Annotated in this window: 16 protein-coding genes, 1 tRNA gene and 1 pseudogene; 8 read left to right on the top strand and 10 right to left on the bottom strand. The window is 75.0% G+C overall.

Translation table 11 applies throughout. The annotated features are described in order from the left end of the window. Positions 1–95: 95 nt before the first annotated feature. The 4 genes and pseudogenes from snpA (ACFVHV_RS14930) to ACFVHV_RS14915 all read left to right on the top strand — a co-directional run. On the top strand, positions 96–740 hold the full coding sequence (gene snpA, locus ACFVHV_RS14930; protein WP_380351455.1) for a snapalysin: 645 nt from the start codon (positions 96–98) through the stop codon (positions 738–740). 312 nt (positions 741–1052) lie between these two features. Further along, entirely contained in the window at positions 1053–1676 is a 624-nt protein-coding gene (snpA, locus tag ACFVHV_RS14925) for a snapalysin (protein ID WP_359901799.1), read from the top strand. A 248-nt stretch (positions 1677–1924) separates the two neighbouring features. Next, complete coding sequence (locus ACFVHV_RS14920) at positions 1925–2584, top strand: pentapeptide repeat-containing protein (protein ID WP_359901796.1); 660 nt, start codon at positions 1925–1927, stop codon at positions 2582–2584. 179 nt (positions 2585–2763) lie between these two features. Next, a pseudogene (locus ACFVHV_RS14915) lies at positions 2764–4839 on the top strand (phosphocholine-specific phospholipase C); the annotation flags it as partial. A gap of 90 nt (positions 4840–4929) precedes the next feature. Here the strand turns inward: ACFVHV_RS14915 and ACFVHV_RS14910 are convergent. Together ACFVHV_RS14910 and ACFVHV_RS14905 are read right to left on the bottom strand one after the other, a co-directional pair. After that, positions 4930–5469, bottom strand: coding sequence for a carboxymuconolactone decarboxylase family protein (locus ACFVHV_RS14910; RefSeq protein WP_359901790.1), 540 nt, complete (start codon positions 5467–5469; stop codon positions 4930–4932). A gap of 119 nt (positions 5470–5588) precedes the next feature. After that, positions 5589–6395 carry a phosphoribosyl-dephospho-CoA transferase MdcG domain-containing protein gene (locus tag ACFVHV_RS14905; RefSeq protein ID WP_359901787.1) on the bottom strand — a complete coding sequence of 269 codons (807 nt, stop codon included), beginning with the start codon at positions 6393–6395 and terminating at the stop codon, positions 5589–5591. A gap of 188 nt (positions 6396–6583) precedes the next feature. On the opposite strand from ACFVHV_RS14905, the gene ACFVHV_RS14900 reads away from it, so the two are divergent. After that, complete coding sequence (locus ACFVHV_RS14900) at positions 6584–6796, top strand: hypothetical protein (RefSeq protein ID WP_359901784.1); 213 nt, start codon at positions 6584–6586, stop codon at positions 6794–6796. Between the two features lie 13 nt (positions 6797–6809). On the opposite strand, the gene ACFVHV_RS14895 is transcribed toward ACFVHV_RS14900, so the two are convergent. Then, positions 6810–10031 (bottom strand): S41 family peptidase, encoded by a 3222-nt coding sequence (locus ACFVHV_RS14895; protein ID WP_380351453.1) that lies wholly within the window; start codon positions 10029–10031, stop codon positions 6810–6812. A 200-nt stretch (positions 10032–10231) separates the two neighbouring features. On the opposite strand from ACFVHV_RS14895, the gene ACFVHV_RS14890 reads away from it, so the two are divergent. Further along, entirely contained in the window at positions 10232–11914 is a 1683-nt protein-coding gene (locus ACFVHV_RS14890) for a chitinase (protein ID WP_380351451.1), read from the top strand. Positions 11915–12040: 126 nt separating this feature from the next. After that, positions 12041–13273, top strand: a complete 1233-nt coding sequence (locus tag ACFVHV_RS14885) for an MFS transporter (protein ID WP_380351450.1) — start codon at positions 12041–12043, stop codon at positions 13271–13273. On the opposite strand, the gene ACFVHV_RS14880 is transcribed toward ACFVHV_RS14885, so the two are convergent. The 5 genes from ACFVHV_RS14880 to ACFVHV_RS14860 all read right to left on the bottom strand — a co-directional run bounded on the left by ACFVHV_RS14880 (position 13251) and on the right by ACFVHV_RS14860 (position 16293). Continuing rightward, positions 13251–13880, bottom strand: coding sequence for a DJ-1/PfpI family protein (locus ACFVHV_RS14880; RefSeq protein ID WP_380351448.1), 630 nt, complete (start codon positions 13878–13880; stop codon positions 13251–13253). The two genes, ACFVHV_RS14885 and ACFVHV_RS14880, sit on opposite strands and share 23 nt — an antisense overlap. After that, positions 13880–14851 (bottom strand): GlxA family transcriptional regulator, encoded by a 972-nt coding sequence (locus ACFVHV_RS14875; RefSeq protein WP_380351446.1) that lies wholly within the window; start codon positions 14849–14851, stop codon positions 13880–13882. Before ACFVHV_RS14875 ends, ACFVHV_RS14880 begins: the two co-directional genes overlap by 1 nt. A 203-nt stretch (positions 14852–15054) precedes the next feature. Then, positions 15055–15128, bottom strand: a tRNA-Lys gene (locus ACFVHV_RS14870). A gap of 68 nt (positions 15129–15196) precedes the next feature. Beyond that, positions 15197–15733, bottom strand: coding sequence for a bifunctional DNA primase/polymerase (locus ACFVHV_RS14865; RefSeq protein WP_359909009.1), 537 nt, complete (start codon positions 15731–15733; stop codon positions 15197–15199). Between the two features lie 206 nt (positions 15734–15939). Continuing rightward, positions 15940–16293 carry a hypothetical protein gene (locus ACFVHV_RS14860; protein ID WP_074005111.1) on the bottom strand — a complete coding sequence of 118 codons (354 nt, stop codon included), beginning with the start codon at positions 16291–16293 and terminating at the stop codon, positions 15940–15942. 236 nt (positions 16294–16529) lie between these two features. Between ACFVHV_RS14860 and ACFVHV_RS14855 the strand changes: the two genes are divergently transcribed. Continuing rightward, on the top strand, positions 16530–16853 hold the full coding sequence (locus tag ACFVHV_RS14855; protein WP_359908998.1) for a hypothetical protein: 324 nt from the start codon (positions 16530–16532) through the stop codon (positions 16851–16853). 9 nt (positions 16854–16862) lie between these two features. On the opposite strand, the gene ACFVHV_RS14850 is transcribed toward ACFVHV_RS14855, so the two are convergent. Both ACFVHV_RS14850 and ACFVHV_RS14845 read right to left on the bottom strand, forming a co-directional pair. Beyond that, the gene (locus tag ACFVHV_RS14850; protein WP_359909006.1) at positions 16863–18215 is read right to left on the bottom strand and encodes an AAA family ATPase; all 1353 of its coding nucleotides are present in this window, start codon (positions 18213–18215) and stop codon (positions 16863–16865) included. Between the two features lie 8 nt (positions 18216–18223). Next, positions 18224–19831 carry a hypothetical protein gene (locus tag ACFVHV_RS14845; protein ID WP_380351445.1) on the bottom strand — a complete coding sequence of 536 codons (1608 nt, stop codon included), beginning with the start codon at positions 19829–19831 and terminating at the stop codon, positions 18224–18226. Between the last annotated feature and the right edge of the window lie 14 nt (positions 19832–19845).

Below are 19845 nucleotides of genomic sequence, written 5' to 3'. Positions count from 1 at the left end.
GGTCACCGCCGGGGACGGCCCCCACCGTGCACCGCCCCCGGGCCCGGCCCCCACCGGCCCCGGCGCGGCGGCGCACCGCGAAACCGGAGCCCCGCATGAAGCGATCCGTGCTGTCCGCCGCCCTGGGCCTGGCCCTCGCGGCCGGCCTCGCGACCCTGCCCGCCACCGTGGCCGCCGCGGCCCCGGCCGCCCCGGCCGCCGTCCAGGGCTACACCCCCTCGACGTACGCCGGCTCGGCCGCGGAGACCGCGGACAACCAGGCCTTCTTCCAGGCCGTGATGGCCTCCGCCAAGGCCCGGCAGGCCGCCAACCCGTGGCTGCTGACCGTCACCGTCACCTACGACACCGCGAACGCGCCCTCCTTCACCGGCCAGATATCCCAGGCCGCGCAGATCTGGAACGGCTCGGTGCGCAACGTGCGGCTCCAGGAGACCGGCGGCAGCGGCGACTTCTCGTACTACGAGGGCAGCGACAGCCGCGGCTCCTACGCCAGCACCGACGGCCACGGCCACGGCTACGTCTTCCTCGACTACCAGCAGAACCAGGAGTACAGCTCGCTCCGCGTCACGGCGCACGAGACCGGGCACGTGCTCGGCCTGCCCGACGACTACTCCGGTCCGTGCAGCGAGCTGATGTCGGGCGGCGGCCCCGGCCCGTCCTGCACCAACCCGTACCCCGACGGCAACGAGCGCGGCCAGGTCGACTCCCTCTGGGAGAACGGACTCGCGGCGCGGAACTGACCCGGCCCGCAGGCGGGTTCGGAGCGGCGGGCCGCCCGGCCGGAATCGGGCGGCCCGCCGCACCGGGTACTTCCCCGGACGGGAGCCTAGCCGCCGCCGGAACGGAATGCCAGGGGAACGATTGAGTCAAGGCCAGGAAAAGACAACTCAATTCGGCCCCGTCACAGGGGTATTGGACGGTGCTATCGCGGGTTGGCATCATCCGCGCACGCACCGGGTTGCCCGAAGCTCTGGGGACACCACCCGTTGACCAGGTGTTCCCCCGGGCCGGCCCCCAACCGGCCACGTCACCTAAGGAATCGGAGCCCCCACATGAAGCGATCCGTGCTGTCCGCCACCCTCGGCCTCGCCCTCGCGGCCGGCCTCGCCGTCCTGCCCACCACGGCCGCCGCCGCGGCCCCGGCCGCCCCGGCCGTGCAGGGCTACACCGCCTCGACGTACGCCGGCTCGGCCGCGGAGGCCGCGAACAACCAGGCCTTCTTCCAGGCCGTGATGGCCTCCGCCAAGGCCAAGCAGGCCGCCAACCCCGGCCTGGCGACCGTCACCGTCACCTACGACGCCAGCTCCGCCCCGTCCTTCCGCAACCAGATATCCCAGGCCGCGCAGATCTGGAACGGTTCGGTCGCCAACGTCCAGCTGCGGTCCGGCTCGGCCGCCGACTTCCGCTACTACGAGGGCAACGACAGCCGCGGCTCCTACGCCAGCACCGACGGCCACGGGCGCGGCTACGTCTTCCTCGACTACCAGCAGAACCAGCAGTACAGCTCGGTGCGCGTGGTGGCGCACGAGACCGGGCACGTGCTCGGCCTGCCGGACCACTACTCCGGTCCGTGCAGCGAGCTGATGTCGGGCGGCGGCCCCGGCACCTCCTGCACCAACCCGTACCCGAACAGCGCCGAGCGCACCCGCGTCAACTCGCTCTGGGTGCGCGGCTGACCCGAGCGGTGAACGCCCCGGACCGGCCGCGCCGAGGCGGCCGGTCCGGGGCACCGCCGTGTCGGGGAGGTGTCGGGCCGGCGCTGCTGCCGGGCGTCGCCGGGTGCCGGGTGCCGGACGTCGTCGGAACCGGTGTCGTCGCCGCGGGTGCCGTCGGAACCGGGTGTCGTCGCTGCCGGGCGTTGTCGGTGCCGCGTGCGAGCATGCGGGCGAGACCCCTCCGCCCCCGACCGCCAGGAGCCACCGCCATGTCCCGTGCCGTCCCCGACCGGCTCGCCGACCTCCCGTACGCCGAGCTGCTGCGCCCGCACACCGGGCCGCTGCGCAGCGACGAGCGGTACGACACCGCGCACTTCGACGGGGGCGAGCACACCGACGAGTCGGGTGCCGGGGCGGCCTTCCTGGAGTGCGCCTTCACCGGTGTCGCGCTCAGCGGGGTCAAGCTGCGCCAGGCCCGGTTCAACGAGGTGTGGGTGCAGGCCGGCCGCTGGGTCGCCTGCGACCTGAGCGACTCCGAGTGGCAGGACAGCTCCTTCGTCGGCGGGGTGCTCGCCGGGGTCGCCGGGTACGGCTCGGCGCTGCGCCGGGTGGTGTTCCGGGGCTGCAAGCTGGAGGCGGTCAACCTGCGTTCGGCGGTCCTGCGGGACGTCGTGTTCGAGGACTGCCTGCTGCGCGACGTGGACTTCGGCGGGGCGAAGCTGACCGGGGTGTCCTTCCCCGGCTCGACCCTGGAGGAGGTCCGGCTGCGCGGCGCGACGCTGAGCCGGACGGACCTGCGCGGCGCCGTCCGGCTCGGCCTGGCCGACGGCCACCAGGGGCTGCGCGGCGCGGTCATCAGCTCCCCACAACTGATGGAACTGGCACCGCAGTTCGCCCACGCACTGGGAATCGAGGTCAAGGACCGCTGAGCACCCGGCCCCCTTCGCCCGTTCAGCCGGGCGTCGCTCGGTGACGCCCCGACGAACAGTCCGCCAATCCTGCCGCACGCATCTGGTGGGCCGCTTCGCGCGCGGTGGAGACTGCTGCGCGATCGAGTGAGCTCCGACTTGTGTGCACAACATCGCCAGCGAAGGGACGGGCCGGGCTGATGGCCGAGTTGAGTCGTAGGAAGTTCGTCACGCTGTCCGGTGCCGCCGCGGCGGGCCTCGCGGTGGCCGGCACCGGTGCCGCCGCGGGGGCCGCCCCGGGCGGCACGGCCGCGACCGCCGCCACCACCGCGCTCGGCACGACCGGCACCATCACCGACGCCCAGCACGTGGTGATCCTGATGCAGGAGAACCGCAGCTTCGACCACTACTTCGGCACGCTGCGCGGCGTGCGCGGCTTCGCCGACCGCAGCGCGATCCAGATATCCGGCGGCTACAGCGTCTTCAACCAGCCCAACGGCCTGTTCGGCCGCCAGTACCCGTGGCAGTTCAGCCAGACCAAGCCGGCCGGCGGCGCCGACCCCGAGCGCCTCGCCCAGTGCAACGGGGACCTCAGCCACGGCTGGTCCGACCAGCACAAGGCCTGGAACGGCGGAAAGCTGGACTCCTGGGTCGCCGCCAAGGGCAACGTCCGCACGCTCGGCTTCCTGACCCGCCAGGACATCCCGTTCCACTACGCGCTGGCCGAGAACTGGACCATCTGCGACGCCTACCACTGCTCCGTGCTGAGCGCGACCGGCCCCAACCGCACCTACCACTGGTCCGGCCAGATCGACCCGTCCGGCGCCGCGGGCGGCCCGGCCTACGACGGCGGCGACGAGAAGGGCCTGCGCTGGCAGACCTACGCCGAGGCGCTGGAGACGGCGGGCGTCAGCTGGAAGGTCTACCAGAACGCCGCCGACAACTACGGCGACAACGCCCTGGCGTACTTCACCAACTTCACCGGCGCCCCGGCCGGCAGCCCGCTGGCGGTCAAGGGCATGGGCTCGGTGCCCAAGGCCACCGGGAGGACCCCGGACGACATCGCCGCCGCGATCAAGGCCGACGTGCTGGCCGGCACCCTCCCGCAGGTCTCCTGGATCGTCGCCGACCAGGCCTCCTCCGAGCACCCGTACGCCACCCCGGCCGACGGCGCGCACTTCGTCCACATGGTGATCGACGCGCTCAACGCGGACCCGAACGTCTTCAACTCCACCGTGCTGTTCCTCAACTACGACGAGAACGACGGCTTCTTCGACCACGTCCCGCCGCCGGCCGCCCCGGCCGGCACCCCGGGCGAGTTCTACAACGGCACCAACATCGGCCTCGGCTTCCGCGTCCCGCTGATCGCCGTCTCGCCGTGGACCCGCGGCGGCTGGGTCAACTCCGAGACCTTCGACCACACCTCGGTGCTGCGCTTCCTGGAGGTCTGGACGGCCGCCCTCGGCAAGCCCGCCGCCTGTCCCAACATCAGCGACTGGCGCCGCCGCGTCTGCGGCGACCTGACCAGCGTGTTCGACTTCGCCCACCCGGTGTACGGCCTGCCCGCGCTGCCCGACACCTCGCAGACCATCGGCCTGTCCGCCTGCGGCCCGCTGCCCAACCCGGCCCCGGTGAACAACCAGCTGCCGGTGCAGGAGTCCGGCACCCGGCCCGCGCGCGCCCTGCCGTACCAGCCGAACGCCAACCTGGACCACTGGGACGCCGACGCCGGCGGCGTCATGCACGTCTGGGTGAAGATGTCCAACGACGGCGCCGCCCGGGCCTCCCACTTCGCCGCCTACGCCAACGCCTACCGCAGCGGCGGCCCCTGGCAGTACACCGTCGACTCCGGCAGCCCCGTCACCGACTTCTTCAACTGCGGCACCAACGGCTTCGGCAACGGCAAGTACGACCTGACCGTCGTCGGCCCGAACCGCTTCCTGCGCCGCTTCACCGGCGACCTCACCAAGGCGGGCAGGAACGCGGCCGTCACCGCCTCGTACGCGGTCGAGCCGGGGACGGGGAAGCTCGCGCTCCGGTTCGAGCTGGCCAACTCCGGCAGCACGGCGGTGACCTTCACCATCGCCTCGAACAACTACCGGACGGACGGCCCCTGGACGTACCAGGTCCCGGCCGGCGGCAGCGTCGGCGACGTCTTCAACGCGGTCGCGTACAACAACGGCTGGTACGACTTCACCGTCACGGTGGACGCCGACAGCAGCTGGTCCCAGCGATACACCGGCCCCCTGGTGTGGGGTGGGGCGTGGGACACCGGCTCCCGCCCCACCGCCCGGGGCGCGGCGCGCCACCGCCGCCGGGGGGCGCCGCCCCCGCCGGCCCCCGCCCGGTGCTCCGGCCCCCGCTGCTCAGTTCCCGCGGGCGTAGCCGGAGTCGACGATCCGCTTCGCGCCCTCGGCGTAGTAGCCCGGGTCCTCGGGAAGGTCGGTGGCCAGACCGTCGACGTACCGGTTGTACATGCAGAACGCGGCGGCGATCAGCACGGTGTCGTGGATCTCGGTGTCACCGGCGCCGGCCGCGCGGGCCGCCGCCACCGCCTCCTTCGAAACCGGCGCGGCCTGCTTCTGCACCTCCGCCGCGATCCGCAGCAGGGCCCGCATCCGCTCGGTGAGCGGCGCGGCCGAGGGATCGGTCAGGGCCGCCTTCACCAGGTCCTCGCCGCCGTCCAACTGCGCCGCGGCGAAGGCGCTGTGGGAGCCCTCGCAGAAGCGGGTGCCGTTGAGCCGCGAGACGTAGGCGGCGACCAGCTCGCGCTCGCCCCGGCTCATCGGGGCCGGGTCCCGCAGCAGCGCGTTGGCGAGCATCCCCAGCGGGGCCGCGGTGTCCGGGCGCAGCGCCAGCAGCCCGCTGATTCCCGGCTGTCCGTTGTCGATGGTGATGTGCGGCACGGGGCAACTCCCTTGTCCGGGACGGTCGGAGGACGCTCCATCGTCGCGGGTGCCGCGCCCTCGCGCCAACTCCGAGATTGCCCCGGCTCCGGCGGGAGCCGCCCGACCGGTCCGGCCGCTCAGACGAACGGTCCCCGGGGGAACCACGGGTCACGGACCTCGCGGGGGCCGTCCGGGGTGAGCAGGGTGAGGCTGTGGGCGCCGGAGGCGTACTCGGCCAGCTGGACCGAGCCGTGCCGGGTCTCCAGCTCGGCCTGCACGGGGACCGGCAGCTTGGTCAGCGCCCGCCGCAGCTGCAGGGCGTCGCGCCGGCTGATCGGCTGCGGGCAGCGCAGCACCAGCCGCAGCGGGCTGAGCGGTCCGCTCACCGGCACCCCGCTGCCCAGCTCGTAGCCGACCGCGCCGATCGGGCCCCAGGGCAGCCGGTGGTCCGCCACCAGCCGGCCGACCTCCGGCAGCAGGGCCAGCGCCGGGATGCCGGCCAGCCGTTCGGGGGCCAGCCGTTCGCGCCGTTCGACCAGCTGCTCGGGCCGCAGCGTCCGGGCCACCGCCGCCCAGGGGGCCAGCGCGTCCATCCGCTGTCCGGGGCGCGGGCCGCGCACGGTGACCGGGAACCACAGTTCGGGCGCCGCCTCCGGGTCCCGGGTGCAGCGCTGCGGGTGCGGGAGGTCCACCGGGCTGCCGACCACGGCGGGTGCCCGGCCGACCGTCACCCAGGGGTGCGCCCGCAGCACCGCCCGCGCCCACGGCGGCAGCTCGCCGCCGGCGAGGGGCCGCAGCGAGCTGGGGCACTGCATCAGCAGCAGGTCGTGCGCGCCGGGCAGCCGGCCGTCCAGCGCGGCCAGCGGGCCGACCCGCCGGCGCGGTCCGTCGTGCGGGTCCTCGGCGGTGCGCCGGGCGTGGCTTCCGGGATGTGCGACGGTCACAGCGGGCTCCAGAGGGTGGCGTCGATTTCGCCGACGGCCCCAACCTGCGCCCGGCCGAGGGCCCGCGGCTACGGTCCTTGGGCGCGTCCACCAGGGACCAAAGGCTCAAGGTGCGCCCGTGGGCACCCGGTGTGAGAGTGGGGGCAGCCCGGTCTTCCGACCTCCCGTCCACCCCGTTTGGAGGAGTCATGGGCATCTTCGACAGGTTGTTCCACCGGCCGCAGCACGAGTCCACCGGGCAGGAGGCCGCCCAGCGCGCCGCCCTCGCCCACGACGAGGCCGCCGACGCCTACGGCAACGACGTCGAGCGGACCCGGGAGCAGCAGGAACGGCTCGCCCAGGAGGAGGACGACCGGCGCGCCGCCGAGAACATGACCGCCGAGGGCGACCCCTGGGGCTGACTGAGCCCGGGGATCACCCCGCACGCGGCGGCAGCGGCGGTCGCCGCAGGTCCGGCCGGGGCGTGGACTCCGGCGGGGGCGCCGCGGCGGGCGCGTCCTCCAGCAGCTCCAGGGCCAGCTGGACGGCCGCGACCAGCTCCGGATGGCGCCCCCGGGCCCAGTCGCGCGGGGTGCGCAGCACGTGCACGTCCGGCTCGACGCCCCGGTTCTCCACCGACCAGCCCAGCCCGCCGCCGAACCAGGAGGCGTTCTTCGGCACCGAGATCTGGGTGCCGTCGCCGAGGGTGTGGCGCCCGCTCATCCCGACCACCCCGCCCCAGGTGCGGGTGCCGATCACCGGGCCGAGCCCGAGCAGCTTGATCGCCGCGATGATCACGTCGCCGTCCGAGCTGGTGGCCTCGTCGGCCAGTGCCACCAGTGGTCCGCGCGGTGCGTGCCGGGGCCAGCGCACCGGTCGGCGGTCCCGGCTGAAGTCCCAGGCCAGGACATGCCGGGAGAGCTTCTCCAGCACCAGTTCGGAGACGTTGCCGCCGGCGTTGCCGCGGACGTCCAGGACCAGCGCGGGCTTGTCCAGCTCGCGCCGCAGGTCCCGGTTGAACTGCGCCCAGCCGGAGCCGCCGAGGTCCGGGATGTGCAGGTAGCCGCACCGCCCGTCGCTGAACTCCCGCACCAGTGCGCGTCGTCTGGTCACCCAGTCCTGGTAGCGGATGGGCCGCTCGTCGGTCAGCGGGGTGATCACGATCCGCCGCACCGGGCCGTCCGGGCCGCTGCGCAGGGCCAGTTCGAGCGTGCTGCCGCCGGTGCCGGCCAGCAGCGGCAGCGGTCCGCGCAGCGGGTCCACCGGGCGGCCGCCGATCTCCAGGAACTCGTCGCCGTCCCGGACGCCCTGGGCGGCCAGTGGGGCGCGGGCGCGCGGGTCGGAGGTCTCGCCGGGCAGCACCCGGTCGACCAGCCAGCGGCCGTCGGGGGCGTGGCGGGCGTTGGCGCCGAGCAGGCCGAGCGGCTGCTGGGCGAGCGTGGGGCCCTCTGCGCGCCGGGACGGGGTGACGTAGGCGTGCGAGGTGCCGAGTTCGCCGAGGAGTTCGCGCAGCAGGTCGGCGAAGTCGTCGGGGGAGCAGATCCGGTCCAGCAGCGGCTCGTACTGGGCGACCAGCGCGGGCCAGTCCAGGCCGGACATCCGCTCGTCCCAGAACTGGTCCCGGACGATCCGGGCCGCCTCGTGGTAGGCCTGGCGCCACTCGGCGGCCGGGTGCACGGTGTGGGTGATCCGGCGCAGGTCGACGGTGGTCCCGGCGGAGGGGGCGCCGACCGGGATCACCCGCAGCGTCCCGGCCGAGTAGACCGCGATCGAGCCGCCGTCCCCGGAGACCGCGTAGCCGTCCAGCTTGTCGACCACGGTGCTGCGGGTGCCCCGGGCCAGGTCGAAGTGCTCCAGCGAGGGGCGGCCCGAGGTGTCCTCCGGGCTGGCGAAGGTCTGGCCGAGGGTGCCGGAGATCGGCCAGCGCAGCCAGACCAGGCCGCCGCGCACCGCGTCGGTGGCCGAGTACTTGGAGGCGATCACCGGGAACTGGAGCAGCCGCTCGCCGATGCCGTCCGGGTCGACCCAGACGGTGCCGTCGCCGTCGTGGTGCGGTGCGCCGTCCTCGGCCGGGGCGGAGAACGGCGAGGGGGTGTCGGCGGCGAGCGGGACGAGGTACGGGCGGCAGCCGAGCGGGAAGGAGAGGTCGCCGGTGTGCACGTCGTGGACCGGGTCGAAGCCGCGCCAGGACAGGAAGGCCAGGTAGCGGCCGTCCCGGGTGAACACCGGCTGCTCGTCCTCGAACCGGCCGTCGGTGACGTCGGTGGTCGAGGAGGGCGCGTCGGTGCGGGTGAGCCGGATGCGGCGCAGTGAACGCCCGGCGACCGGCTCGGACCAGGCGATCCAGTGCGAGTCGGGGGAGAAGCGGGCGCTGGAGACCGGCCCGTAGCCGGAGGCGGCCAGTTCGCGCACCTCGCCGTCGGCGGCGCGGACCAGCAGCAGTCGTCCGTCCGAGGTGGTGGCGGCGAGCCGGCTGCCGTCGGGGGAGGCGGTGAGCTCCAGGACGCGGCCGATCCGTCCGGCGGCGAGCACCCGGTGGTGGTGCTTCCGCGGCCCGGCGTGGCCCGGCGGTTCGGCGTGGCCGGGCAGCGGCATCACCTCGATCGCGTCGGCGCCCTCGGCGTCGGTGATCCAGGCCGCCTCGCCGGTGTGTCCGAGCACCACCGGCAGCCGGGTGCGCACCCCGGGGGTGTCGGCGAGCGCGCGGGCCGGGCCGTCCTTGTGGGTGAGCCAGTACTGGCTGCCGCGCACGGTGATCACTCCGGCCCGGCCGGTCTGGTCGCAGGCGAGGTCCTTGACCTGGCTCGCGGCGCCGACCTGGTACGGGCGGCGGCCGGCCCGGGCGCCGCCGAGCGGGACGCGCAGCCGGCGCGGGGCGGGGGCGTCCAGGCCGTCCAGCAGCCAGAGGTCGCCGGCGTGCTGGTAGACGATCCGGGTGCCGTCGGTGGCGGCCTCGCGGGCGTAGTAGGAGGCGTGGTCGGTGTGGCGGCGCAGGTCGGTGCCGTCGGGGCGGCAGGAGTAGAGGTTGCCGATGCCCTCGTGGTCGGAGAGGAAGGCGACCCGGCCGGCGACCGGCATGGGGGCGGCGAGGTGCCCGGTGTGCTCGGGCAGGATCCGCTCGCCGTCCACCCAGAGCCGGCCGGTGGCGCCGCCCCGGTAGCGCTTCCAGGCGGCGGGCGCGTGCGGGGCGGCGCCGGTGAGCAGCACGGTCCGTTCGTGGCTCATCTGGGCGTCGCCGACCGGCCCCCAGGGCATCCGGCGGCCGGGTGAGCCGTCCGGTGGCAGGGCGTGCGCCCAGGTGTAGTGGCCGAAGGGCTCGTGGTAGGAGGTGACGGCCAGGATCTCGCCGTCCGGCAGCCAGCCGCGCACCCGGGTGTCCTGGCTGCCCCAGAAGCTGAGCCGGCTCGCCCGGCCGCCGTCGACCGGGGCGGTCCACACCTCGGGGGTGAGGCCGAGCCAGCTGGTCCAGGCGAGGGTGGTGCCGTCGGGGGAGATGCGGGGGTCGCTGACCCGGGTGCGGTCGCAGCCGACCCGCCAGGCCCGGCCGGTGCCGGCGCCGTCGGCGTCCAGCGGGGCGATCCAGACGTCGTCCTCGGCGGTGAAGGTGAGCAGGTCGCCGTGCAGGTGGGGGTGGCGGAGGTAGCCGGGCGGGGTCACCCCTCCATCCTTCGACGGGGTGTCACCCCCGGCAACCGGAGAAGCCGGGAACCGGTCTGGACCATTGACACCGCCCGGTCGAATCCACTTCAGTGGTCTAGTCCAACTTGGGTGCCAGGCCGGGCCGTTCCCCCCACTGGCGCGTGCTCCGGCGTGCCCTCGGACGTCCCCCACGACCGCGCCATCGCAGGAGCGCCCGCATGCGCAGAACACCCGTCCCCGGAACCCCGGTCACGAGCCGCCGCGCGGCCGTCGCCGCCGGTACCGCCTCCGCCGTCGCCGCAGCCGCCCTGGTCGGCGTCACACTCGGCCTGGCCCCCGCCGCCTCGGCCGGCGAGTTCCTGGCCAACGGCGGCTTCGAGTCCGGCTCGCTCGGCCCCTGGAGCTGCACCGGCAACTCCGGCAGCGTCGTCACCGGCCCGGTGCACGGCGGCAGCCGCGCGCTCGCCGCGGCCGCCACGGCCGGCGACACCGCCCAGTGCGGCCAGAGCGTCACCGTCGCCCCGAACACCACCTACACGCTCAGCGCCTTCGTCAACGGCTCGTACGTCTACCTGGGCGTGGACGGCGGCGGCCCGAGCACCTGGACGCCCGGCACCGGCGGCGCGTACCAGAAGCTCAGCCTCAGCTTCACCACCGGCGCGAGCCAGACCAGCGCCACCGTCTACACCCACGGCTGGTACGGCCAGGGCACCTACTACGCGGACGACATCTCGCTGGACGGCCCGGGCGCGCCCAGCCCGACGCCCACGCCGACACCCACCGCGACCGCCTCGCCGACCGCGACCCCGACCGGGACGCCGACGGGCACCCCGACCGGAACACCCACCGGAACCCCCACGGGCACGCCCACCAGCCCGCCCGCCGGCAGCCACACCCTGGTCGGCTACCTGCACGCGAGCTTCGCCAACGGCGCCGGCTACACCCGGATGGCCGACGTCCCGAACTCCTGGGACTTCATCAACCTCTCCTTCGGCGAGCCCACCTCCGTCACCTCCGGCGACATCCGCTTCAACCGCTGCCCGGCCACCGAGTGCCCGGGCGTCGAGTCGGACGACGAGTTCAAGGCCGCCATCGCCGCCAAGCGGGCCCAGGGCAAGAAGGTGCTGATCTCGATCGGCGGCCAGAACGGCCAGGTCCAGCTGACCAGCACCGCCGCCCGGGACACCTTCGTCAGCTCCGTCTCGGCGATCATCGACAAGTGGGGCCTGGACGGCCTGGACATCGACTTCGAGGGGCACTCGCTCTCCCTCAACACCGGTGACACCGACTTCAAGAACCCGACCAGCCCGGTCATCGTCAACCTGATCTCCGCGCTGAAGACCCTCAAGGCCAAGTACGGCCCGGGCTTCGTGCTGACCATGGCGCCGGAGACCTTCTTCGTCCAACTCGGCTACCAGTACTACGGATCGGGCCCCTGGGGCGGCCAGGACCCGCGGGCCGGGGCGTACCTGCCGGTCATCCACGCGCTGCGCGACGACCTCACCCTGCTGCACGTCCAGGACTACAACTCCGGCTCCATCATGGGCCTGGACAACCAGTACCACTCGATGGGCGGCGCCGACTTCCACGTCGCGATGACCGACATGCTGCTCAAGGGCTTCCCGGTGGCGGGCAACACCAGCAACGTGTTCCCGGCGCTGCCCGCCTCCAAGGTCGCCATCGGCATGCCGGCCACCACCAACGCGGGCAACGGCTACGTCGCCCCGGCCGAGGTGAACAAGGCGCTCGACTGCCTGACCAAGCTGGCCAACTGCGGGACTTACGTGCCGCGTTCGGGCGCGCAGCCGAACCTGCGCGGGCTGATGACCTGGTCGATCAACTGGGACCGGTTCGGCGGCCAGGAGTTCTCCAAGAACTTCAACGGCTACTTCGGGCGCTGACCCGGACGCTCCGCCGACCCGGACGCCCCGGTCATTCGGACGTTCTGCGGGCCGGATGCCCCGCGAGCCGACGCCTTCGGGGCCATGCTTGAACCTGACACCGGTGTGAGGTCCGAGCATGGCCCCATGGCGACCACACAGCTCACAACCCCGGTACCCCGCAAGCCCTTTCCCCTGTCCGCCCTGCTCGCCCTGGCCACCGCCGTCTTCGTCACCGGTCTCACCGAGAACCTGCCCGCCGGCGTGCTGCCCGGGATGAGCGAGGCGCTCGGGGTCGGCGAGTCCGCGGCCGGGCAGACCGTCACCGTCTACGCGATCGGCTCCGCCGTCACCGCGATCCCGCTCAGCGCGGCCACCGCCGGCTGGGGCCGCAAGCGGCTGCTGCTCTCCGCGATGGCGGGCTTCGCGGTCGCCAACACCGTCACCGCGGTCTCCACCAGCTACCCGCTCACCCTGGCCGCCCGCTTCCTCGCGGGCGTCGCGGCCGGCCTGGCCTGGGCCCTGCTCGCGGGGTACGCGCGCCGGCTGGTGCCGGTCGAGCAGCAGGGCCGGGCCATGGCGGTGGCGATGGCGGGCGTGCCGGTCGCGCTGTCGCTGGGAGTGCCGGTCGGCACCTTCCTGGGGCAGGTGCTCGCCTGGTGGGTGCCCTTCCTGGCCATGACGGCACTGGCGGTCGGCGTGATCGGCTGGATCGCGGCGCTGCTGCCGGACCAGCCCGGGCAGCCGGCCGGTGAGCGGGCACCGGTCCGCGAGGCGCTCGCCGTGCCCGGCGTGCGGCTGGTGCTCACCGTGACGGTGCTCTTCGTGCTCGCGCACACCATCCTGTTCACCTACATCGCGCCCTTCCTGGACCGGGCCGGCCTCGGCGGCGCCACCGGCACCGTGCTGCTGGTCTTCGGGCTGGCCTCGCTGGCGAGCGTCTGGCTGATCGGCGCGCACATCCACCGCCGGCTGCGGCAGTTGACGATCGGCGCCGCGCTGCTGGTCGCGCTGACGGCGGCCGTCCTCGCGGTGCGGTCCGGCAGCGCGCCGCCGGTGTACGTCGCGGCGCTGTTCTGGGGCCTGGGCTGGGGCGGCGTCCCGACCCTGCTCCAGACCGCGCTCGGTGACGCGGGCGGGGAGCGGGCGGACGCCGCCCAGGCCGTCCTGGTGACCCTGTGGAACGCCGCGATGGCGGGCGGCGGCGTGGTCGGCGGCCTGGTCCTGAGCGGCCTGGGCACCGGCGCCCTGCCCTGGACGGTGCTCGCGCTGATGCTCCCCGTCCTCGCCGTGGCCACCGCCGCCCGCCGCCACGCCTTCCCGCCCCGGCGGGGCGCGGCCTCCGTGGTCAGTACACCTAGCGCACCATCAGCCGGTTGACCGCCTCGACCACCTCGGGGGACGCCTTCGCCAGGGAGCCCGACGCGTACGGCGGCTGCGGGTCGTACTCGATCAGCAGCTGGATCGCCTGCGCGGTCGTGTCCCCGCTGATCACGCCGGCCAGCGTCAGGGCGAGGTCGATCCCGGCCGAGACCCCGGCGGCGACGGCGTACTTGCCGTCGATGACGACCCGCTCCGTCCCGGTCGGCTCCGCCCCGTAGTGCGGCAGCCGGTCCAGGACGCCCCAGTGGCTGGTGGCCCGGCGGCCCTTGAGCAGCCCGGCGGCGCCCAGGATCAGCGAGCCGGAGCAGACCGAGGTGGTCCAGGTGGTGGTCGCGTCCACCCGGCGCACCCAGTCGAGCACGGCCCGGTCCGTCAGCTGGGCCTCCGTCCCGGGCCCGCCGGGCACCAGCAGCAGGTCGGCCGAGTCCACCTCGTCCAGGGCGGCGTCCGCGACGAGCGCCAGGCTGCCGAGGTCGTTGCGCACCGGCCCCCGCTCGGCGGCGGTGAACACCACCTCGGCGCCGGGGATCCGGGACAGCACCTCGTACGGGCCGACCGCGTCCAGGGTGGTGAACTCGGGGTAGAGCAGGATGGCGATGCGCATCAGTGACCTCCGGTGGGTTCGGGTCGGAAGCGGCGTCGGTACTCGGCGGGCGGGGCGGCCAGGGCCCGGACGAAGGCGCGCCGCATCGCCTCCGGGGTGCCGTAGCCGCAGGAGCGCGCGATCTCCTCGATGCCGTCGTCGGTGTCCTCCAGCAGCCGCCGGGCGGCCTCCAGCCGGACCCCGTCCACGTACCGGCCGGGGGGCACCCCCACCTCGGCGGCGAAGGCCCGGGCGAAGTGCCGCGGCGACAGCGCCGACCGGCCGGCCAGCGCCTCGACCGAGAGGTCGGCCTCCGGGTGCTCGGCGATCCACCGCTGCACCTCGCGCAGCGGCCGCCGGGCCGCCACCTGGGCGGCCAGCTGGGTGCTGAACTGGGCCTGGTTGCCCGGCCGGCGCAGGAAGACCACCAGGTGGCGGGCGACCAGCAGGGCCGTTTCGCGCCCGAGGTCCTCCTCCACCAGGGCCAGTGCCAGGTCGATCCCGGCGGTGACCCCGGCCGAGGTGGCGATCCGCCCGTCCCGGACGTGGATCGGGTCCGGGTCCACCTCGACGTCCGGGAACCGCCGGGCCAGTTCCTCGCCGTAGGCCCAGTGGGTGGTCGCCCGGCGTCCGGCCAGCAGTCCGGCCTCGGCGAGCAGGAAGGCGCCGGTGCACACCGACACCACCCGCTCGGACCGTCCGGCCAGCTCCCGGATCCGTGCCACCAGGGCCGGGTCCGGGCGCTCGGTGTCCATCCCGCCGGGAACCAGCAGGGTGTGCACCGCCCCGACCTCGGCCAGGTCCGCGTCCGGCAGCAGCCGCAGTCCGCTGTGGCTGCGCACCGGACCGCCGCCGGGGGAGGCGGTGGTCACCCGGTAGGCCGGGGGCTGCCCGGACGCCCGGCCCGCCCCCGCGAACACCTCCAGGGGGCCGGTCACATCGAGGCTCTGCACGCCCTCGAAGAGGACGATGACCACGCTGTGCGCTCTCATACGGCCAGCCTCCCAACGGGGGGGCGGTGGCAGCAATGACCTGCTTCCCACCTTTCCTGCCATCCGGAGCGTGCCGGGGGGCACGTGGGCGGCGTGGGAACGGAAGGACGCGCGGGAGGCGGGCGGGAGGCGGGCGTACGGGAGGGCGGACGCCGAAACGCCGGAAGGCCCTTCGCTCTCGCGAAGGGCCTTCCGGCTGTCTGTGCGCCGCCAGGGACTCGAACCCCGGACCCGCTGATTAAGAGTCAGCTGCTCTAACCAACTGAGCTAGCGGCGCCTGCTGACAGAGAAGACTCTAGCAGCGCCGTGCGGCCGAGCCAAAATCGAATACCGGCCGCCCCGCGTTCACCCTCCGGTCACGACGGGCGCCCCGGCGGGAACCGGCTCGCGCGCCGCCCGCACGCAGGCCCAGAGCACCACCGCGGCGCCGGGCAGCCGGGGACTGCGCTGTTCGGGTGCGACGATCCACCGGCCGGCGCCCTGCCCGGGGGAGTCCGGGCTGTTCACCATCCGCTGCAGGGGCGGCACGGTCACCGCGTCGCCCCTGCCGTGGCACAGCAGCGGCGGCACGTCCCGGGCCCACTCCTCCCAGGCCAGCAGCCGGCGCAGCCGGGGAGCGGCGCCGGGCTGGACGAACAGCAGCATCCGCCCCCGGTGGACGGCCACCGGCCCGCAGCCCGGTCCGGAGGCCCACAGCTCGTCCAGCACCCGGCGGCCGAACAGCGCCGGCATGCTGATCACGTCGAAGGCGCGCCCGCAGGGCAGCACCGACGGCGCCCAGGGGCGGCTCTCCCACAGGGCGCGCATGCTGCGCGGGTACTCGCTGGCGGAGGCGAGCCAGGCCTCCCCGGCCGCGCCGACGTACTCCACCGACGGGTGCATCACCGACGGGTATGTCGCCGACGGGTACGTCACCGACTGCTGCGTCACCGACTGCTGTGTCCAGATCTCCACGGGGAGCAGCCTGCGCGGCGCCCGCCCGCGCCGGGACGGAAAGCACTGTTCGCCGGACAGCGCGGCGGGGGACGGCGTACCCTTCCCCGCCGCGCATATGCCAGCGGCCCGTGTCCGGCGGACGGGCGCGGGGCTCAGTCCTCGTGCCGGCGCGGCTGGAGCAGGGTGCGGCCGTACTCGATCATCTTGGCGGCGTAGTCCGGGGTCCAGTCCGCCCGCCGGGCGACCTCGGCGTCGGACAGCGCGTCGAACCGGCGCGGGTCGGCGAGCTGCGCGGCGGCGACCGCCTGGAAGTCCGTGGCCCGCTCGGCGGCGGCCCGGAAGGCCAGGGCCAGTTCCGTGGAGCGGCGCAGCAGCTCCGCCGGGTCCTCGATCGACTCCAGGTCGAAGAATCGTTCCGGCTCGGGTTCGGCGGACTGCGGCTCGAACAGCAGCTGCACCGGACGCAGGCGCCTGGTGGGCTCGGAAGACTCTGGGGAGTCGGGCATGGACGGACACCTCCGGGTCTCGGGTGGGGGTGGAAGGAATCTGCTCCGGGCTGCGCCGCCCGGTCGTGGCCGCCGTCCATTGTCTCGCGGCGGTGGCCGGTAGCGGAACGGTGCGCACGCGAGCGCTATTCCCCGGCTCGCGCCGGGCGTGCGCCTCCCGCGCCGCGCTTCCGGATCGCATGCGAATCGGTTGTCCCGGTGTACCCGGTCGTCCGACCGAGCTGGAGGGAACCCCCATGCGTGTGAGAAGAGGCCTCACGGCCCTCGCCCTGTCCGTCCTGCCCCTGCCGGGCGCGCTGCTCGCCGTCGCCGCCGTCGCCCCGCCCGCCTCGGCCGCCGAGACGGCCCTGGTGGTCACCGGGGAGCCGAGCGGCGCGGACGGCGTCTCGACGGCGACCTGCCCGTCCGGCACCCACCTGACCGGCGGCGGCTACCGGCTCCAGCCGGACGCGGACGGCCCGGTGCGCGCCACCGGCCCCACCGCCGACGGGCGCGGGTGGAGCGCACGGACGGAGCGGGGCCCGGTGGTGGCGTTCGCGGTCTGCGAGACCGAGGACTGACACCGGCGGCTACCTCAGGTGGACCCGGTGGCCGCCCAGGTGGTGCAGCACCTGGTGGTTGGCCTCCCAGCCGTCCGGAAAGGTCACCGGCACGCCCAGCTGCACCGGCTCGGTCGCGGGGTGCTCGTCCAGCAGCTCGGCGATCCCGGCCCGGGCCACCACGATGCAGGCGTGCCGGTGCCGGGAGGCGAGCACGCAGAGCCGGCCGGTCTCCAGGTGGAAGGCGGTCGCGTCGGGGCGCCCGGAGAGCGGGTGCAGCACCACGGTGACGTCGTACTCGCGGCCCTGGAGGCGGTTGGCGGTGTCCACCGTGACGGCCGGACCGGCCGCGCCGTCCACCGGCACGCCCGCCTTGAGCAGCGCCGCGCGCACGGCCGCCGCCTGGTCCCGGTGGGCGGTGCCGACGGCGACCCGGTCCGCGGTGAGCGGGGCCTCGCCCTGCTCGGAGTGGGCGGTCAGCCCCCGCTCCAGCAGCCGGCGGACGGTGGCCGCGACGGCCGCCACGGCCTGCGGGTCGGTCCGTACGGTGTGCCGGGCGGGCAGCTCCAGCAGGGCCCAGCCGTGCTCGGCGGCCCGGTCGATCACCGCGTCCAGGGCGGAGCCGTCCGGACGCACGGAGGCCGTCAGCCGGCGGTCGTCCGGGCCGGTGCCGGAACGGAACGGCGTGTACGGGTAGAAGGCCCGCGAGATCAGCGGCGCGGCGCTGGCGGGCAGCCGCCAGGAGACCGGCAGCCGGTGCGGCTCGATCTCCGGGTTGTGCGCCAGCATGGTGACCACCGCGCTGCCGGACGGGTCGTACGACAGCCCGGCCCACTGCTCGGTGCCGACCACGGTGAACGGGTCCAGCTGGCCCGGGTCGCCGACGAACAGCGCCCGCTCGAACAGCCGGGCCACCGCGAGCAGGGCGTCCGAGCGCATCTGGTACGCCTCGTCGACGATCGCGTGCCGCCACGGGGCCTCGGCCCGCACCCACTGCCACTTGGCCGCGGTGGAGATCACCACGTCGTGCTCGACCAGGTCGGCGACCTTGTCGGAGGGCGTCACGTTGGCGTGCTTCAGCACCTCCGGGCCGGGCCGTGAGTCCGCGGCGTGCAGTCGCCCGATCGTCAGCTCCGGCGCCTTCCCGGCCAGCCGGCCGACCAGGTCGTCCACCTGGCCGTTGGTCTGGGCGACGATCATCAGCCGCTCGCCGGCCTCGACCAGCTCGCGCGCGGCCCGCACCACGAGCGTCGACTTCCCGGCGCCGGGCGGGGAGTCCACCACCACGCCGCGCGGGGCGCCGGCCGGCGGCCGGACGGTGGCCGCCAGGATCCGGGCCACCGCGGCGTCGGCGGCCTCGCCCGGGGCCTGCTCGGGGGTCATCGGACGGCTCACTCCCACTCCTCGGAGACGGACGGGGCGGACGGGGCGGGTACGGGCGCGGCGCCGGGCGGGCCGCCGTGGGTCCAGGGGGTGTCGTCCGGCTCGGGCAGCGGCGCGGACTGGCGCACCGTCAGCTCGAACAGGGTGAAGGTGACCGACTCGCCGGGCTCGGGCAGGCTGCCCGGCTCCGGCTCCTTCCGGCGGCCCATGCCGGAGAGCACCCGCAGGGTGAGGGTGCCCCCGGCGGTGTCCACCGCGACGATCTCGGCCTTCTGCGCGGACGCGCCGTGCACGCGGTGCACCTCGCGGCCGAGGTCCGCGTGCGGACGGTCGGCGGTGCGCAGGGTGACCAGCGGGCGCGGCTTGGGGGAGCGGCCGGTGGTGTCCCAGTCCGGCACCACCTCCGTGACCACGCCGCTGAACGCCTCGCCGGCCAGCCGGTGCTCGGCCATCGCCAGCGGATCGTCCAGCGCCTCCTGGACGTCGAGCCGGGCCTGCTCGCGCTCGCGCTGGGCGAGCTTGCGGGCCGCGGTGACGGCGTCGTCCTGCCGGGGCTGCGGCGGCTCGCCGGCCGCCAGCCGGTCCCGGTGGCCGGTGTAGGACCAGCGGTCGCCGGTCCAGCGCTCCTCCAGGTGACCGGCCGGCGGCAGGGTCCGCAGCAGGTCCAGGCCCCGCCAGACGTCCCGCCAGGTGGGCAGCAGGACGGTCGACAGCGCCTCCTCCAGCGCCGTCACCGCGGCCCGCACGGCCGCCCGGGCGCGTACGGCGGCGGCCTCGTCGCGCTGCTCGGTGCTGTGCTGCAGGGCGCCCACCGCGGCGTCGTAGCGGGTGATCGCCGGGGCGAGCACGAACTCGTCGAAGCGGGGGTCGGTCGTCGGCCCGGCCGGCGGGTGCAGCAGCTGCCCCCGGTCGTCCCGGGCGGACTCGGCCAGCTCGGCCGCCTGCGCGCCGGTCAGACCGGCCGGCGGGTGGTGCCAGGCGAGCCGGGCCGCCAGGTGCTGGTCCTCCAGGTGGCTCTGGCCGGTCGCCCAGTGCCGGGCCAGCAGGCCGGTCATCGGCAGCAGCAGCGAGGACCCGGGCACCTGGGCGCGGTCGGTGAGGTGGGTCAGCCAGCGGCCGAGCAGCGGCACCCGGACCGGCGCCGGGTACGGGCCCGGCTCCGCGTCCTCGGCGGTGCGGCGGAAACGGGTCGAGCGGCCGATCAGGGCGAGGTGGTGCACGCCCGCGCCGTTCGGCACGATCAGCTGCGGGGCGTCCGCGCACAGCTCGCGGAACACCTGGGTCTTCTCGCCGCTCTCGGGGTCCTTCTCGGAGCCCTCGATCTGCTCGACGTCCTCGGCGAAGGACTCCAGGTAGGGCAGCAGGTCGGCGGCCAGCTCGGCCAGGAAGTCGAACCGCAGGGTGCGGTTGAGCGGCTGCGGCACCAGGTGCAGCCGGGGCGCGTCCCGGTCGGTGCCGAGCAGCACCGCGAGCGGCGCGCCGGACTCGCCGGCGGCGGTCAGCGGGACCAGCACCATCGGGCGGTCGGACAGGTGCCGGTGCCGGACGGTGGCCAGCGGCTCGGCCCGGCCGCTGCGGACGGCCTCCAGCCGGGCGAGGGTGGTGAGCAGACTCATGCGCCCGCCCCGCT

Origin of the sequence: Kitasatospora sp. NPDC127116, from assembly GCF_042677365.1 — a bacterium.
GTDB lineage: Bacteria > Actinomycetota > Actinomycetes > Streptomycetales > Streptomycetaceae > Kitasatospora > Kitasatospora lactacystinica.
The sequence above is the reverse complement of the archived record's forward strand: the minus strand, read 5'-3'. Positions and strand labels throughout refer to the sequence as shown.